The organism is Paraburkholderia sejongensis (assembly GCF_020880815.1).
In the GTDB taxonomy this organism is placed as follows: domain Bacteria; phylum Pseudomonadota; class Gammaproteobacteria; order Burkholderiales; family Burkholderiaceae; genus Paraburkholderia; species Paraburkholderia sejongensis.
On sequence record NZ_JAJITD010000023.1, the window covers coordinates 45,649 to 61,563 of the forward strand.

The following is a 15,915-nucleotide window of genomic DNA, read 5'->3' on the forward strand; positions in this document are numbered from 1 at the left end:
AGAGCTTCACGCGCCGGACGCCGGCGGCCGCAAATTAGGAGGAATCGCGAGCCAGCTTTCGTACGGCTCGCGCGCGCCGATTCTGAACAGTTCCATCAGCAGCGCGCGCAGCCAGCGGTGGCCCGGGTCCGCGTCGAAGCGCCGATGCCAGTACGCGCTGACCGGCCACGTCGATGCATTGGCAATCTCGAACGCGGCCATCTCGCCGAGCGGCGCGAACGCGCGCGCGACCGTGCGCGGCAGGATCAATGCGTAATCGCAGCGATACAGAATCGCCGGCACCACCATGAAGTTCGGCACCGCGACCCGCACCCGCGATGTCAGCCCGTGCTCGTCGAGCAGCGCGCTCGCCTGCGGATGCGAACTGACCGAGATGAACTGCAACGTCGGCGGCACCGTCGCGTCGAGCACGAAGCGGTCGGTCAGCGCGTAACGCTCGGCGACGCGGCGCGGCATCATCAGCACATAGCGCTCGCGCAGCAGTTCGCAGCTATGGAAGTGACTGAACGCCTGCGGAAAATTGCCGAGCGCGAAGTCGATGCGGCCCGACTCGATCGCGCCGTTGAACTGGCTGTCGTCGATCTGCAGCGTTTCGATCACGACGCCGGGCGCGCGCTCGTCGAGTTCGCGCAGCAGTGTCGGTAAAAACGCGCTCTCCGCGAAATCGCTCATATACAGGCGGAACGTGCGCCGCGAGCTGGCCGGCAGGAACTGCGCGCCTTCGTCGAGCACCGCCTGCAAAATCGACAGCGAGCGCTCGATCGACGCCGCCAGCCGCTGCGCGCGCGGCGTCGGTTCGACCCCGCCGCCGGTGCGCACGAACAGCGCGTCGCGAAACAGCAGCCGCAGCCGGCCGAGCGCATGACTGACCGACGGCTGCGTGATGCCCAGACGCAGCGCCGCGCGTCCCACGTGCTTCTCCGCGTACACCGCGTTGAAGGTCTTCAGCAGGTTCAGGTCGAGGTCCTGTACGCGCAACGCGCCCTCGGGTTCGTCGCCCGGGCGCGGCAGCGAATCGCCTGCGTGGCTCATGACGACGCTCGCAACGACGACGCGCCGCGCTTCGCGGTCGCCGAAGGCGGCTGGCCGTAACGGCGCGCATACGCTTTCGCGAAGTGGCCGAAGCTGTGCACGCCGTGTTCGAGCAGCACGTCGGTGACGCTGCGCTGCGGGTTCTGCTGCAACACCCGGTGCACGGCTTCGATCCGCCGCTCGCGGATGTACTCGGCCGGCGACACGTCGAGAAACTGGCTGAAGCCGTTTTGCAGCGTGCGCGGCGATACGCCCGCCGCCTGCGCGAGCGTCGCGACCGACAGCGGCTCGCCCAGATGCGCGTCGATATAGTCGCGCGCGCGTTTGACGTGCGTCGGCAGCGGCGGCTTCGCGCCGCGCGCGAGCGCGTCGCTGTACGAATGCGGCAACTGCAGCAGCAACAGCGTGACGAGCCATTGCGTGAGTTCGGGGCCGAGCAGACTGTCGCGCGCGCTCGCGTCGATCTGCTCGCACAGGTTGCACAGATAGCGCAGCGTCGAATGAAACGCGGCGGCGCCGCTATGCGCGCGGCCAACTTCGAGATCGAACACCAGCGGCTGGCGCAGCGAGCTTTGCAGCATGTCGGCAAGACGCAGTTCGAGCGCGGCGCGATCGACCCGCAGCAGCAGGCTGCGGCAGTCGGTGTCCGTGCTGATGCGGCTTGCGCGCGACGGCGACGACACGCTCAGGCTGCCGGCCGACAGCGACACGCGCTGACTGCCCGATTGCAGTTCGCAATGGCCGGCGAGCGTGCTGCGAAACAGGAAGTGATCGTCGAGTTCGCCGGCATCGATCCGGGTCGCGCGGCCGTAGCACAGCTCGAGCAGACTCGCGCGATGCAGCGGCACCCCATACAGCTCGGCATGCAGCGGTTCGTGGCCCGCCACTTCCATCCGGTGCTCGCAAAGCAGTTTCGCGACTTCGCGTTGGACGTCCTCGCGCGCGCGGGTCGCGCCGAGCCGGTTGCTGTGTTTGCGCGGAATCGAAATTTCCATCGTTCAATGGCCACAAGAAGACGGCGAAATGCCTCACGCATATCATCGGTTGACCAAAATCTCAGCGCAAGAACGGATTGACCCGTATAGCGCGGCTCGCCCGGACGGCGCCTATAGATCGCGCCGATTGCGGCCGGCGCGATTGCGTTGCCGCTGTTGAACAACGTTTGCGCGTGTTGAAGTGCGGCCGCCGCGCCGCCCGCTTAATCTCGGCGCTACCACTGGATAAGGAGGCGAACGATGAAGGTAAGCGTACTGGGCGGCGGGCACGGCTGTTTCGCGGCGGCCATCGACATGCTGGAAAAGGGCCACGACGTCACGTGGTGGCGGCGCGATACGGACGCGGCTGCGCGGCTGCGCGAACTCGGCGAGCTGAACGTGAAAGATTGGCGCGGCACGCGGCGCGTGCCGGTCGGCGACGCCGGCGGCGCGATTCATCTCGCCGACGAGCTCGGCAGCGCGGTGCGCGACGCGCGCCTGATCGTGATCCCGCTGCCGTCCACCACGCACGAAGCGCTCGCGCAGCAGCTCGCGCCGCTGCTCGCCGATGGCCAGGTCGTGTATCTGCCGCCCGGCACGTTCGGCAGCTATGTGTTCGCGAAGGCGCTGGCCGACGCGGGCAATCGGGCGAACGTCGCGTTCGCGGAAACCGGCACGCTGCCGTATCTGGTACGCCGTCACGGTGAAAACCAGGTGGTGATCAGCGCCTACGCGACCCGCCTGCCGACCGGAGTATTGCCGGCGGCGGCCGACTGGGCGTTTCCGGTGCTCAAGGACGGCTACCCGAGCGTCGAGCCGATCGAGGATGCACTGAGCGGCGCGCTGATGAATGCCGGCCCGGTGATTCATCCGCCGCTGATCATGATGAACGCGGGACCGCTCGAACATTTCGAAGCGTGGGACATTCACAACGAAGGCACCCAGCCATCGATCCGCCGCGTGACCAATGCGCTCGACGCCGAACGTATCGCGGTGCGCGAAGCGCTCGGCTACGCGGCGCCGCATTTTCCGCTCGCCGACCACTACGCGAGCGACGGCGACGAATGGATGTACGGCCGGGGCGCGCACGGCAAGCTGACCGACAGCGGCGACTGGCGCGAGAAGATCGACCTGAAAGCGCATCGCTACATGCTGGAGGACACCCGGCTCGGGCTGTCGCTGATCGTCTCGACCGGTCGCTGGGCCGGCGTGCCGACGCCGGTCGCGCAAGGACTCCTGAGTATCGCGAGCGCGGTGGCGCAACGCGATCTGTATCGCGAGGGGCGCACGCTCGAAAACCTCGGGCTCGCGTCGTTGTCGCGCGATGCGATGCGCGAGCTGCTGAAGCGGGGGCTCGCATGACGACGCGCGCCGCTCAGCCCAACCATGTGCATGTGCTCGGCGCCGGCCGCATGGGCCAGGGGATCGCGCTCGCGTTTGCGTTCGCCGGCTTGCGGGTCACGCTGATCGATTTCAAGCAGCGCGACGACGCCGCGCGCGCGGCATTCGCGAAGGGCGCCCTCGGCGAGATCGAGCGGCAGTTGCGCTCGCTGGTCGAGTTCGGGCGGCTCGATGCGGCGCAGGCCGCCGACACGCTCGCGCGTGTCGAGGTGGTCGATCGTAGACGCGCCGAAGCGGGGCTGGCCGACTGCGAGGTCGTGTTCGAGGCGGTGCCCGAAGTGATGGACGCGAAGCGCGACGCTTTCGCATGGCTGTGCGAACGAGTCGGTAGCACGGCGACGATCGCGTCGACCACGTCGACGTTCCTCGTCACCGATCTGCACGAACTCGTCACGCAGCCGCAGCGCTTCATCAACGCGCACTGGCTCAATCCCGCGCATCTGATGCCGCTGGTCGAGATCAGCCGTAGCGAGATCACCGATCCCGCCGTGGTGGCGCGACTCAAGGAGCTGTTGCGGCGCGCGGGCAAGGCGCCCGTCGAGTGCGCGCCGGCGGCCGGCTATATCGTGCCGCGTCTGCAAGCGCTGGTGATGAACGAAGCAGCGCGGATGGTGGAAGAAGGCGTGGCCAGCGTCGAGGATATCGACACCGCGGTGCGCACCGGCTTCGGCTTGCGCTTCTCGGTGCTAGGACTGCTCGAATTCATCGATTGGGGCGGTTGCGACATTCTCTATTACGCGTCGCGCTACTTGGCCGGCGAGATCGGGCCGCGCTTCGAACCCGCGGCGATCGTCTCGCAAAACATGGAGCAGGGCCGCGATGGGATCCGTACCGGTGAGGGCTTCTACGATTACGCGGGGGTCGACGTGCCGGCTTACGTGAAACGCCGGCTCGGCGAATTCGGCGGTTTGCTCGATCATCTCGAACTCGCGCCGCGCTATCAGTCGGCCCTGACTCACCGCGACGCAACACCCCGCTGCTGCCCGGCCGCGGCCACGAACGCATCGCGCAGCCGCTGAGCGTGCAACGCGCCGGCGGATTTTGCATCGACGCGTCGGCGCGTTTATCGACGACGTGCTGACAGCGGCCGCTTCGACACGCTGATGCGCGTCGCAAAATTAGCGCGACCGACGCGCGATGCGCGATGCGCGTCAAAAAGCGACCGGCACTTTATATCTTTATTTAGGCGAACAGACTTTAATACTTGTTCTATTGCGCCGCCTGACTTGCTTGATAAATTCCAATGCTGCCAATTCACTGAACGGAGGCATTCGAGATGATCAAGCGACGTCATATTGCGACGATGGTGACGACAGTCGGCATATTGGGAAAACTCGGCATTGCGAACGCCGTGGCGAGCGAGACTGTCCGCCCGCCAGTATCGCCGGCGGCCGGCCCGGCGAGTGCCGAGCAACGCGTGCCCGGCATGAACAGCTTCACGATGGCGGCCGCGACGCGTCATGGCGACGACGACGGTCACGATGGCGACGACGGCCATGATGGCGACGGCGACGGCGACGGTGGCGGCCACGCCAAGGCGCCCGCCAAAGCCCCTGCCACAGCTCACGGGAAATCGCGCGCCAAGGGCCACGGCGACGACGGTGGCGATGACGGCGGCGACGACTAAGCATCGTCGCACACGCCAGCCCCCCCCCCACCACCGCCCTCTTTACGGAGTCCCGCCTTGTCTGCCAAAAGTGTTGAACGCGTTGACCCGCAGATGCCTTTCTTCGAGTGCTACGACGAAGTACTCGACATCGTGGATCAACACGCTATTTATTCATTCCTCGATGCGCCCGGTTGGGACTTCGGCTGGAAGTCCCAATCGAAAAAAGATATCTATTCGTTCTGGCATAAGCATTTCGCCGGCTATAGAAAATCCGCTTCGTATAGCTACTCGTCGGGCAAATGGCCGCCGCCGGATTGCGCTGAAGAGCTGAAGCGCGAGGCCGAACCGATCCACCGCTTCTGGACGCTTCTGCAAAGCACGTTGCTGGCCGGCCATACGCTGGTGCGCTGCTATGCGAACGGGATGCCGTTCGGCACCGAGGGAACGATTCACACCGACTCGGATTCGCCCAACAGCTATACCTGCATCTACTACCCGCAGCCCGTGTGGAATCCGAATTGGGCCGGCGAAACCGTCCTGCTGGATCGGGCGCAAAAGGATATCGTCGCGTCGATTTATCCGAAGCCGAACCGCTTGCTGTTCTTCAAAGGCGACATTCCGCATGTGGCCCGCGGTGTGTCGCGCACCTGCCCCGAGTTGCGCGTGACGCTGATGTTCAAGACCGAGAAAGTGCCGGCGAACTGACGCGTTCGACGCGCGTCAGCCGCCGGTCACGTCACGCGGCTCGCGACCTCACTGCGCCGCCGGCGGGTTGATACCGGCCGGCGGCGCAGCGATTTCGCCACTCGCTTTGCCGCCAGGTTCGGCGCTCGTTGCGGCGCTGGTTGCGGCGCCGCTTTCTCCACCGCTTTCTCCACCACTACTGCCACCGCTGCCGGACGGCTCGAACACCACCCGTGCGGCGTTCGCATCGTAGCGGCACAGCACCTTGCTCCCTTCGCTGACCCGCCCCGCCAGAATCTCCTTGGCCAACTCGTTTTCGATCAGCTGGCGGATCTGCCGGCGCAACTCGCGCGCGCCGTACTCGGGCCGATACCCTTCGGTCGCGAGATAGTCGACGATCGACGCGTCGAACGTAATCTCGATGTCCTGGCTATGCGCGATACGCCGCACCTGTTCGAGTTGCAGCAGCACGATCCGGCGCGTCTCCTCGCGATCGAGCGATTTGAACACGATGATGTCGTCGATCCGGTTCAGAAACTCCGGGCGGAAATGCTGGCGCAGCGTCGCCATCACGCCGCTCGATACCGACACCGCGCCGCTATTCAGAAAGCCCGGACCGACCCGGCTCTGACCGCTGATCAAATCGGCGGCGAGGTTGCTGGTCGCGATGATCAGCGTGTTGCTGAAATCGACCACGCGGCCCTTGCCGTCGGTCAGGCGGCCGTCGTCGAACACCTGCAGCAGCACGTTGTAGACGTCCGGGTGAGCCTTCTCGATCTCGTCGAGCAGGATCACGCTGTAGGGACGGCGGCGCACCCGCTCGGTCAGTTGGCCGCCTTCGTCATGGCCGATATAGCCCGGCGGCGACCCGATCAGCCGCGCGACCGCGTGACGTTCCATGTATTCGCTCATGTCGACGCGCAGCATCGCGTTTTCGTCGCCGAACACGACTTCGGCCAGCGCCTTCGCAAGCTCCGTCTTGCCGACCCCGGTCGGCCCCAGAAACAGAAACACCGCGGTCGGCCGCTGCTTGCCCTGCAAGCCGGTGCGCGAGCGCCGCACCGCATCGCTGACCGCGGTGACCGCCTCGTCCTGGCCGATCACCCGCTGATGCAGGCGCGCTTCCATGTTCAGCAGCCGCTCGCGTTCCTCGGCGGTCAGTTGCGCGACCGGAATGCCGGTGAGTTTCGCGACGATCTCGGCGATCTGCTTGATCGTCACCTCCGAGGTATCGGAGCCGACGCGTTTTTTCCACGCGTCGGTCGCGTCGCTCAGCTGGCGCTCTTTGTCCTTCATTTCGTCGCCTAGCGTATGCGCGCGGTCGTACTGTTTGCGCGACGCCGCATAGTCCTGCTCGCGCCGCAACTGCGCCAGTTCCGCTTCGTACTCCAGAATGGCCGCCGGGCGCGAGGTCGCCGACAGGTTCACGCGCGCGGCCGCCTGGTCGACCAGATCGATCGCCTTGTCCGGCAGGAAACGCCCGCTGATATAGCGGTCCGACAGCTCGGCTGCGGCGACGATCGCGTCGTCCTGGATCGTCACCTTGTGATGCGCTTCGAGCCGGTCGCGCAAGCCGCGCAGGATGTTGATGGTCTGCACCACGCTCGGCTCCGGAATCAGCACCGGCTGAAAGCGCCGTTCGAGCGCGGAGTCCTTTTCGATGTGCTTCTGATATTCGGCGAGCGTGGTCGCGCCGATCAGGTTCAGCTCGCCGCGCGCCATCGCCGGCTTGAACGAGTTGGCGATGTCGAGACCGCCCTCGCCGCCGCCCTGGCCCGCGCCGACGATCGTGTGGACTTCGTCGACGAACAGCACGAGCGTGTCGCGCTGCGCGGTGATTTCGTCGAGTACCTGCTTCACGCGCTCCTCGAACTCGCCGCGATACTTGGCGCCGGCAACGATCGAGTTCACGTTCAGTTCGACCAGCCGCTTGTTGCGCAGCGATTCGGGCACGTCGCCGCTGATCATCCGCTGCGCGAGGCCCTCGACGACCGCCGTCTTGCCGACGCCCGGCTCGCCGATCAACACCGGATTGTTCTTGCGCCGCCGCGCCAGCACTTCGACGACGGTCTCGATCTCGCCGGAGCGGCCGATCACCGGATCGAGCCGGCCGTCGCGCGCGAGCGCGGTCAGGTCGCGGCTGAATTTGTCGAGGTGCGGGGTGCGCGACGGCTCGCTCGCCTTGCGCGGCTCGCTGCCCGCGCCCACCGCCCGGTGCGTCTGTTGCAGCAGCGTTTGCGGCGTTGCGCCGAGGCGCGCGAGCAGATCGCCGGCGAAGCTGTCGGGCACCTGCGCGAGGCCGATCAGCAGGTGCTCGGGGCCCACATAGCTGTGGCCGAGCTGGCGCGACGCGGCCAACGCGCGATCGAGCGCGCTCTTGAGCCGCGGCGACACGCCCATCGGGCCGCTGTGCGCGGCGTCGAGCGGCTCGCGGCGCTGCGCGTTCGCGTCGATGAACGCGCGCACGTCGTCGGCCGAGATGCCCAGGCTCTTGAGGATCGAAATCACCACCGCGTGATCGGCCAGCTCGTACAGCAGATGCTCGGTGTCGACCTCGCGCCGCCCGAACTGCGCGGCGCGCTCCACCGAGCGCTGCAATAACTCGCGGGTCAGGTCGCTGAAGTACTGCTCGATCGCCGCGCCTTCGACGCCCTCCACCTGCTGGCGCGGCGCACTGTCCGGAAAGGCGGCGTCCGCGTCACCGGGCTTGCCGTGCTCGCCGCCGTCGAGCGCGCCGGCCCGGAACAGCGCTTCGAGCGGCGACAGCGAGCGTTGATGCCGGGTCAGTTGTCCATAATGAAAATCGCATACATCGACGATTCTGCGCTGGCCGTTCTGAAGCAACGCAAGGCGAACGGTGGCGGGTCGCACGCCGCAGATATCGCAAAGCAGTTGTGGCATTTGAGTTATCCCTATGTCGGAGTCGCGGCGGGCGCGGGCTCGCCGTCGTCTGGTGCGAGCGATCCGCGTCGGTCTATCGCTCGCGGATCGCTTACGGGTCAGTTGCGAACAGCAGGTTTTCGACAGGCTTTTCTACGACGATTTACGACAAACAGCAACGACTATTCCTCGGGTGGCCCGCCGGCGTTGCGGCAGCCCCCGCGCCCACGCCGGGCGGGCCGCCCGCGCGCGCGGCCCGCTTCGTCAACGGGGCGTCACTGCGGCGTCATACTGAAAGGCCGGGCCTGCACCTTGCTCAAGCTATGCTGAACGATGCGCGAAGCAGCCGCCCGACCCGGTGCGGCTGTTCGACGGCCGTTTGGAAGCCTATATTCAAGAGAGGAAACCGACAAGCATGAGGCAGCGAGCCACCATCGTGTGCTGGCAGCGCGGCAAGGTTCTGCTGGTCCAACGAGCGCGCTCGAGATGGTCGTTGCCGGGCGGCACGATCCGGCGCGACGAATCGCCGGCCGACGCCGGCAAACGCGAGCTGAGCGAAGAAGCCACCCTCATCGCGCACGATCTGCGCTATCTGTTTCAGTTCGGCGGACTGAACAAACGCCATCACGTGTTCCACGCGATCCTGCCAGACCACGCGCAAGCGGCGCCGAGCAACGAGATTCTCAGGTGCCGGTGGTTTCGGCCCGCGAAGGTGGGCACGCTCGTCACCAGCGTGCCGACGCGGGAGATCGTGGCTCTGCTGTTCGTCGCCGCGAGCACCGCCGGCGCTGACGCGCTGCAGCGTCGCTCGGGACTCCATACGAACGCGCACGACGAATCCGCGGCGAGCGGCAACTGAGCGGAGCGCTTTGACCGACGGGAGAAGGCAGATCAACCGGAGTCATCATGGACATTGAACTGGAGCTGAAAGCACTCGCGAAAGCAGAGGAAGACCTGCGGCATGCCGACGAGCGGATTTTGCGGCAGGAGCATCTGACGGAAGAAATGCGCCGCGACGGCCACGACATTTCGATCGCGCTGGACCTGCTGCTGGTACTTCAGGAAACCCGCGAGGCGATGCTGGATCATCGCGAGCTGATCGTCGCGAATCTGACCCGGATGATGGGCCAGCGGCGCCGGCTCTAATAGGCTGGCCGTATGCGCAGTATATTTTGGCCGTCACGGAAACCGCCCCGAAGTCCACTATACTCGCCAGGGCCAGACTCACTGGAGGGCGTTACCGGTGGCCGTGCCCCCACTCTCTGCCTGATTTTCCACCATGTCGATCGACGCTGACGAACTCGCGAAACGCTTGCCGAGGACGCCCGATTTCGCGCGCGAGAACCTCGCGCTGGTCCGTCTCGCGCGCGCGCAGATGGGTTCGCGCGCGGACCTGCTGAACGCGATTGCGAGCGAAGCGTTAGAGCTGTGCAATGCCGGCAGCGCCGGCATCAGCCTCGTCGAAGAAACGGCGGGCGGCCGCTGTTTCCGCTGGCTGTCGGTGGCCGGCCAATGCGCGGGGCTGCAGGGCCGCACCACGGCCTGGAACGAATGTCCATGCGGTATCACGCTCGACGCCGGCCTGCCGCGCCTGTTCGTCGCGCCGCAGCAGCAGTTCGCCTGTTTGCGCGCGTTGGAGATCGACATTCCCGAGGGAATCGTCGTGCCGATTCCATCGGACAGCGGTCATCTCGGCGCGGTCTGGGTGATGGCGCACCGCGCGGAACAACGCTTCGACCAGGAAGACTTGCGGCTGCTGTCGAATCTCGCGGCGGTCGCCGGCGCGGCCGTCACGATGGTCAACGTGCGCGACGCCGGCGCGGAGAGCGATCGTCGGCATGACGAATTTATCGCGATGCTCGCACACGAGTTGAGAAATCCGATGGCGTCGATCGACGGGGCGCTCGCCGTCGCCAGGCGCATGCCGTCCAGCGACGCCAGGATCGACAAGGTCCTGACCATCGCCGAACGGCAATGCGGCTATTTGCGCACGCTGCTCGACGAACTGCTCGATGCCGCGCGACTCAAGCATGGAAAGCTGGTCCTCAAGCCGCGCGACGGCTGGTTGAACGAGATCGTCGACGATGCGCTCGCTCTGGTGAGCCACGACCTCGCGGCGCGCGGCCATACGCTGATCCGGACCGGGTTGGACGCGCCGCTCGCCGTCCACGCGGACCCCGTCAGACTCAGTCAGATCCTCGGCAATCTGCTGTCGAACGCGGCGAAATACACGCCGGCCGGCGGCGTGATCGAACTGGCGGTCGCGCCGCTCGCGGGCGACGATGCCGGCATCGTCGCGATCGACGTGAAGGACAACGGCATCGGCATCGATCCGCTGATTCAACCGAAAATCTTCGATCTGTTCGCGCAATCGGCCGGCGATGCCCGGCGCTCGGAAGGCGGTCTCGGGATCGGGCTGGCGGTGGCGAAGCGGCTGGTGGAACTGCACGGCGGCTCGATCGGCGTGCATAGCGAAGGGGCCGGCAAAGGCAGCCGGTTTTCATTGCGGCTGCCGATCCTGCGTGCCGGGCAAGCCGAAGCGCCCGCCGAAGCGGCCGCTGCTCCGGCGCCGCCGCGGCCGGCCCGTCTGCTCCTGGTCGATGACAATACCGATGCGCTGAACGTGCTGACCGTGCTGCTCGAACTCGACGGCCATGCGGTGACGATCAGCGATAGCGGGCGCGGCGCGCTTGCGCTGATCGCGCGGACCCGGCCCGAGATCGCGATCATCGATGTCGGCATGCCGGATATGGACGGCTTCGAAGTGGCGCGCGCGATCCGCGCGAATCCGGACCTCGATGCGGTGACGCTGGTCGCGTTGACAGGCTATGGAGCGCCGGCGGATAAGGCCCGGGCGCTGGCCGCCGGCTTCGATCATCATCTGACCAAGCCGTTGTCGCTGGAGTTGTTGCGAGGGATTCTGGCGCAAGCCGCGGACGCGCGCTGAGCGGCAAGCACGCGTAAGCGCCCGCGCCGAACGCGCGAATTACTTCGCGAACAACTGGCTCATATCCTTGAAAGCCTTGAATTCCAGCGCATTGCCGCACGGATCGAGCAGGAACATCGTCGCCTGTTCGCCGACCTCGCCCTTGAAGCGGATATACGGATCGATCACGAACTCGGTGCCGAACGACTTCAGGCGCTCCGCGAGCGCTTCCCACTCGTCCCACTTCAGCACGATGCCGAAATGCGGCACCGGCACGTCGTGGCCGTCCACCGGATTGCTGCCGAGCTTTTCCTGCGCCGGCGTTTTCGGCTGCTCGTGAATGACCAGTTGATGTCCGTAGAAATCGAAGTCCACCCACTGCGCGCTGGAACGGCCTTCCGCGAGACCGAAAACGTGGCCGTAAAAATTACGCGCGGCGGCAAGGTCGTACACCGGGATGGCGAGGTGAAACGGAGAAAGACTCATGGTTGTACAAGGCCAGGTTGTGACGTCTTTGCCGTGGATCGATCCAGGCGGACGTAATTTTGGGGGAGCGGCGAGGCGGAACTCGCGTCGCCCGGTCAACACGGTGCGAGCGGCAAGCCGAAACCGTCAGCGCAACTGCCACCATACTAAATTGCCGGTCGAAAAAACAAAAGGTCCGCACGGCAAGCACGCGTCAGCAAACCGTAATCACTGCAAAAACGCTTTTACCGGTTACCTCCCAATATATCGGCGATTAAATTTTCCTTAATCAAAATTGTTAAAAGAAACCTCACCGAAAATTACCAATTCTTACCAGCGATAAGATACCTTTCGATTGCGATTTTTTTGGACACTTTTGCAATTATAAAAAACCGTGTAAATCGCCTGCTTGGTGCGCCGGCATACATAAGTACCGAAATTGGCTCTCTACTATTCGACAACATTGGCCGGCTTAAAGCTATTGCCCGACAATTCGGGCTAACGCGCTATCAATCAGGGTTCGACATGGAGCGTTGCAGAGTACTGGTAATAAACGATTATGCAAAGATGGGCGGCGCGGAGGTTGTCTATCAGCAATCGGCCGAGCTTCTCGGCACGCTGCCGGAAGTCGACGTCAGATGCTTCGACGACAGCCATTTCCCCGTCGGCACCACAATGTGGGCGAGGTCGTGGAATGTTCGCGCCGCCCGGGCGCTGGAAGAAACGATCCTTGCTTTCAGGCCTCATCGGCTGATGGTGCACAACTACCACAATGCTCTGTCCAACTCGATTCTGAACGTGATCGCGCGGCTCAAGCGCGAACTCGGTTATCGCGTCTATCACACGAGCCACGACTACCATCTGGTGTACTACAACCCCGCGCTGCAGTATTTCGACAAGCGGCGCGCGGTGATCTTTCCGTTGGAGGCATTGGGCACACGCGCTGCGCTCACGCGCCGGCCCACGCCGAAAGGGATGGTGCACGATCTGATGACCAAGCTGTATTGGCATGCGGTACGCGGCGCATTCAATCCGACGCGTGTCTTCGAAACCATTCTGTGCCCCAGCGAATTCATGGAGAAAGCACTGCACCGGGTTGGGGTAATGAATACGAAAGTGGTGCGTAATCCGTCTTCAGTGCCGCAAGCGCTGCAGCCATTGGTGACCAATGGCACGTCGAGTCTGAATATCGCTTTCGTCGGCCGAATTTCGCAGGAAAAGGGGCTCGGGGAATTCGTCGAACTCGCGCAACAGATCGATTTTCATCGTATCGGCGTGATCGGTGTATTCGGCGACGGTCCGGAGCGCGCGGCGTTGGAGCAACGTTTCGGATCGTTGATTGGGCAGCGCAAGCTGATCTTTTTCGGCCGCTTGCCGCAGCAGGAACTGTTTGCGCAGATGCGGCGCTTCGCCGACGCGGTGGTCGTCCCTTCGCTGGGCGCCGAGAACGCGCCGCTCGTCATCATCGAGGCGGCGATGCTCGGCATGCCGGCACTGGTTCACGACAGCGGCAGCATGGCGACGACCGGCGACGAAGTCGGCAACAAGATCAAATTCCTGTCGCGGCCCGACAGTTTGAAGCTCGCGCTGGACCGGCTGGCCGCACATCTGGCGGACCACGGCAGAACGTATTCGGTCGGCGAATACCTGCCGGAGCGCTATCTGCAGCGTCTCGTCGAGACGATGGACATCGACGGGCATTTCAGGCAGCGCGTGCCGGCGCAGCGGGGCGATGCGACGGGGGCGGAGCGGCGGCGCGGCTCGGCGTGCGAGTGTGAGTCTGGCGCTAACGATGTTGCGACATAGCTGAGGGCCGGACGGCAGCCCGGTGGTCGCTCATTTCGTGGCTGGCGCGCTGCCTTGATCGCCAGTCGGCTGCGATGCGCCGATCGGCGGAATCGCGTCGTTGATCGACGGCAGCGGCTGAGGCTCCTGCGCCGCCCGCGCCTCGGTCGCGCCGGCGGTCGCCGCCACGGTGTCCGTGCGAAGCGTCCGCACCTTCAGATAATGGTCGACCAGCGCGAAATAACGCTGATAGAACACACCGGCCGGAATCGTCTCGCTCGCGACCTTCACCATCGAGTCGTCGCTCGACCCGATCGGCAGCGACAACGAGCCGAACACGCTCAAACCGACGCTCGCCGACGTGTTGCTTTTCTTCAGAGCATAACGATCCTGCACCGCATTCACGTAGGCGGTGCTGTGATTGCTGCTGGGGTCGTCTGCGGTACAGACGACGTGGACTTCGATCACCGCGTGCGAATCGGCGTTCGGCTGGAAATTTTTAGAGCCGTCGACCGCATCGGACCTCGGCGAGTTGGCGATATAGCCCTGGCTGAGCAATGCGCGGCGGGCGGCTTCACAAGCGACGTCCGCCTTCGCGTCGAACTTGTGCACATAGGGGCTATCGGCTGAGTCGAACTGTTCTTGCTGATAAAGCGGCTTCGGCGTCGAGCACGCGGACAGTGCGCTCGCGAGCGCAAGAACGACAGCCGCTGAAAAAACGCGGGACTGAGTGTGCATGGCTGAGAGTGTGGATCGGCGCGAGCGAAGCGGGGTCCGGCACTAAAACGATCAGGACACCCAAGGCTCTTGCACTGCATGAGAGGGACACATCATGCACCGATCCGAAAGTGAATAGGCGGCGTCATTATAGTTTGGTTTCCCTACAGGAAGCTTCGACGCGGGTTGTCTGCGTCAACGCATTCGGCGCACCGTGGAAAACAGGCCTTCGCTGCCGAACGCGAGACTGGCGAACCGTTCGCCGATTCGACGGTGCGCGCGTCCGTCCGGGTGCAGTTGATCGGGAAGCGGTAGTTCGTCGAAATCCTGTTGACCGTAAAGCTCGCGCCCGTCGAGATAACGCAGGTGCGGGTCGTTCGTCGCCCTCTGCTGCACAATGCGCTGCAACTCCTTCCGAATGACGGTCAGCGTCAATTTCCCAGCCTTGCACTCAGCTGGATCGCCGGTTGCCCGAAACGAAATCTTGCCGGTCGCCAGTGCATCCATATCGAACGCCCCTGGGCCGGGTGTATGTTCGTGAATCGGGCAATAGATTGGTGAGACGACCAGTAGCGGTGTGGTCGGATGGCCGTCGCGGATGGTGTCGAGGAAACCGTGCATTGCCGGCGTGAATGCGCGCAGCCGCATCAGATCAGTGTTGACGAGGTTGATGCCGATTTTCAGGCTGATCATATCGGCGGCCGTGTCGCGCATCGTTCGTGCGGTGAACGGGTCGAGTAACGCGCTTCCGCCAAAGCCAAGATTGATTAGCTCCACCTCACCGAGGGAAGCGGCGAGCGCGGGCCAGATCGACGTGGGGCTGTCTCCATTGGAGCCGTGGCTGATGGAACTGCCGTGATGCAACCAGATCTTTCGACCGTCGTTCACCACCGGTTCGACGCGGGCGTTCGAGCGCAGCGCGACGAGTTCCGCGGTTTCGTTGTACGGCAGCCAGATCTCAACTCTCTTGTCGTGGCCGGGCAAACCGGCGAACCGGAGCGTATCGAACGGCCCCGCTTGTTTCGACGACGTGCCGGTCGCCATGTCGATCGTCACTATGTCGCCGCTGCCTGCGCGACTCTGGCAAACGAGACGGCCGTCGATCAGCAGGTCGTACACACCGGCCGGCCGCGGCGGGATACCCGCATAGACGTAACGCGTGGGCAAGACATCGAGTTCGATATCCGTCGCCTGGGTGCGAAACACAAGGCGCACGCCAGAAGGTTGCGACTCGGCCATCGCCAATTGAGCATCCGCGCACTGAGCACGCGCCCGGGCAGGCAGGCGATGCGGGATGATCCCGCGCTCGGTCCGCTCGAGTTCGAGAGCGCCGCGCAACAGGTCGTGGCTAATAAGCGTGGTAATCACAAGGCGCTCCGGTCGTGCATTGTGTGATCGATAGCGTATCAAGAGCGCGTGAGCATAGCAGTCGATGGTGCCGG

Annotated in this window: 14 protein-coding genes; 8 read left to right on the plus strand and 6 right to left on the minus strand. The window is 64.6% G+C overall.

What is annotated here, in order from left to right; translation table 11 throughout:
- Positions 1–6 precede the first annotated feature (6 nt).
- Together LJ656_RS31110 and LJ656_RS31115 are read right to left on the minus strand one after the other, a co-directional pair.
- Positions 7–1,032 (minus strand): LysR family transcriptional regulator, encoded by a 1,026-nt coding sequence (locus LJ656_RS31110; protein WP_230513304.1) that lies wholly within the window; start codon positions 1,030–1,032, stop codon positions 7–9.
- Positions 1,029–2,027: an AraC-like ligand-binding domain-containing protein gene (locus LJ656_RS31115; RefSeq protein ID WP_230513305.1), complete on the minus strand. Its 999-nt coding sequence runs from the start codon at positions 2,025–2,027 to the stop codon at positions 1,029–1,031. The genes LJ656_RS31110 and LJ656_RS31115 overlap by 4 nt, the downstream gene beginning before the upstream one ends.
- 240 nt (positions 2,028–2,267) lie before the next feature.
- Between LJ656_RS31115 and LJ656_RS31120 the strand changes: the two genes are divergently transcribed.
- From LJ656_RS31120 to LJ656_RS31135, 4 genes are all read left to right on the plus strand, one after another.
- Positions 2,268–3,368: an NAD/NADP-dependent octopine/nopaline dehydrogenase family protein gene (locus LJ656_RS31120; protein ID WP_230513306.1), complete on the plus strand. Its 1,101-nt coding sequence runs from the start codon at positions 2,268–2,270 to the stop codon at positions 3,366–3,368.
- A complete protein-coding gene (locus LJ656_RS31125; protein WP_230513307.1) occupies positions 3,365–4,426 on the plus strand; it encodes a 3-hydroxybutyryl-CoA dehydrogenase in 1,062 nt (353 codons plus the stop codon). Before LJ656_RS31120 ends, LJ656_RS31125 begins: the two co-directional genes overlap by 4 nt.
- Positions 4,427–4,683: 257 nt before the next feature.
- Entirely contained in the window at positions 4,684–5,034 is a 351-nt protein-coding gene (locus tag LJ656_RS31130) for a hypothetical protein (RefSeq protein ID WP_230513308.1), read from the plus strand.
- Positions 5,035–5,091: 57 nt separating this feature from the next.
- Entirely contained in the window at positions 5,092–5,721 is a 630-nt protein-coding gene (locus tag LJ656_RS31135) for a 2OG-Fe(II) oxygenase (protein ID WP_230513309.1), read from the plus strand.
- A gap of 48 nt (positions 5,722–5,769) precedes the next feature.
- Here the strand turns inward: LJ656_RS31135 and LJ656_RS31140 are convergent, their stop codons facing one another.
- Positions 5,770–8,601: an ATP-dependent Clp protease ATP-binding subunit gene (locus tag LJ656_RS31140; protein ID WP_230513310.1), complete on the minus strand. Its 2,832-nt coding sequence runs from the start codon at positions 8,599–8,601 to the stop codon at positions 5,770–5,772.
- Between the two features lie 394 nt (positions 8,602–8,995).
- On the opposite strand from LJ656_RS31140, the gene LJ656_RS31145 reads away from it, so the two are divergent.
- The 3 genes from LJ656_RS31145 (at position 8,996) to LJ656_RS31155 (ending at position 11,527) form a co-directional block, all read left to right on the plus strand.
- Complete coding sequence (locus LJ656_RS31145; RefSeq protein WP_230513311.1) at positions 8,996–9,439, plus strand: NUDIX hydrolase; 444 nt, start codon at positions 8,996–8,998, stop codon at positions 9,437–9,439.
- Between the two features lie 47 nt (positions 9,440–9,486).
- Positions 9,487–9,726 (plus strand): hypothetical protein, encoded by a 240-nt coding sequence (locus tag LJ656_RS31150; protein ID WP_230513312.1) that lies wholly within the window; start codon positions 9,487–9,489, stop codon positions 9,724–9,726.
- A 133-nt stretch (positions 9,727–9,859) separates the two neighbouring features.
- Positions 9,860–11,527, plus strand: coding sequence for a hybrid sensor histidine kinase/response regulator (locus LJ656_RS31155; protein WP_230513313.1), 1,668 nt, complete (start codon positions 9,860–9,862; stop codon positions 11,525–11,527).
- 39 nt (positions 11,528–11,566) lie between these two features.
- On the opposite strand, the gene LJ656_RS31160 is transcribed toward LJ656_RS31155, so the two are convergent.
- Positions 11,567–11,992 (minus strand): VOC family protein, encoded by a 426-nt coding sequence (locus LJ656_RS31160; protein WP_230513314.1) that lies wholly within the window; start codon positions 11,990–11,992, stop codon positions 11,567–11,569.
- Between the two features lie 345 nt (positions 11,993–12,337).
- Here LJ656_RS31160 and LJ656_RS31165 point away from each other — a divergent pair, with 345 nt between their 5' ends.
- Positions 12,338–13,777: a glycosyltransferase gene (locus LJ656_RS31165; RefSeq protein ID WP_230513315.1), complete on the plus strand. Its 1,440-nt coding sequence runs from the start codon at positions 12,338–12,340 to the stop codon at positions 13,775–13,777.
- A gap of 30 nt (positions 13,778–13,807) precedes the next feature.
- Here the strand turns inward: LJ656_RS31165 and LJ656_RS31170 are convergent, their stop codons facing one another.
- Complete coding sequence (locus tag LJ656_RS31170) at positions 13,808–14,368, minus strand: DUF2242 domain-containing protein (RefSeq protein WP_425606049.1); 561 nt, start codon at positions 14,366–14,368, stop codon at positions 13,808–13,810.
- Between the two features lie 300 nt (positions 14,369–14,668).
- Positions 14,669–15,841: an SGNH/GDSL hydrolase family protein gene (locus LJ656_RS31175; RefSeq protein WP_230513316.1), complete on the minus strand. Its 1,173-nt coding sequence runs from the start codon at positions 15,839–15,841 to the stop codon at positions 14,669–14,671.
- Positions 15,842–15,915: the final 74 nt, after the last annotated feature.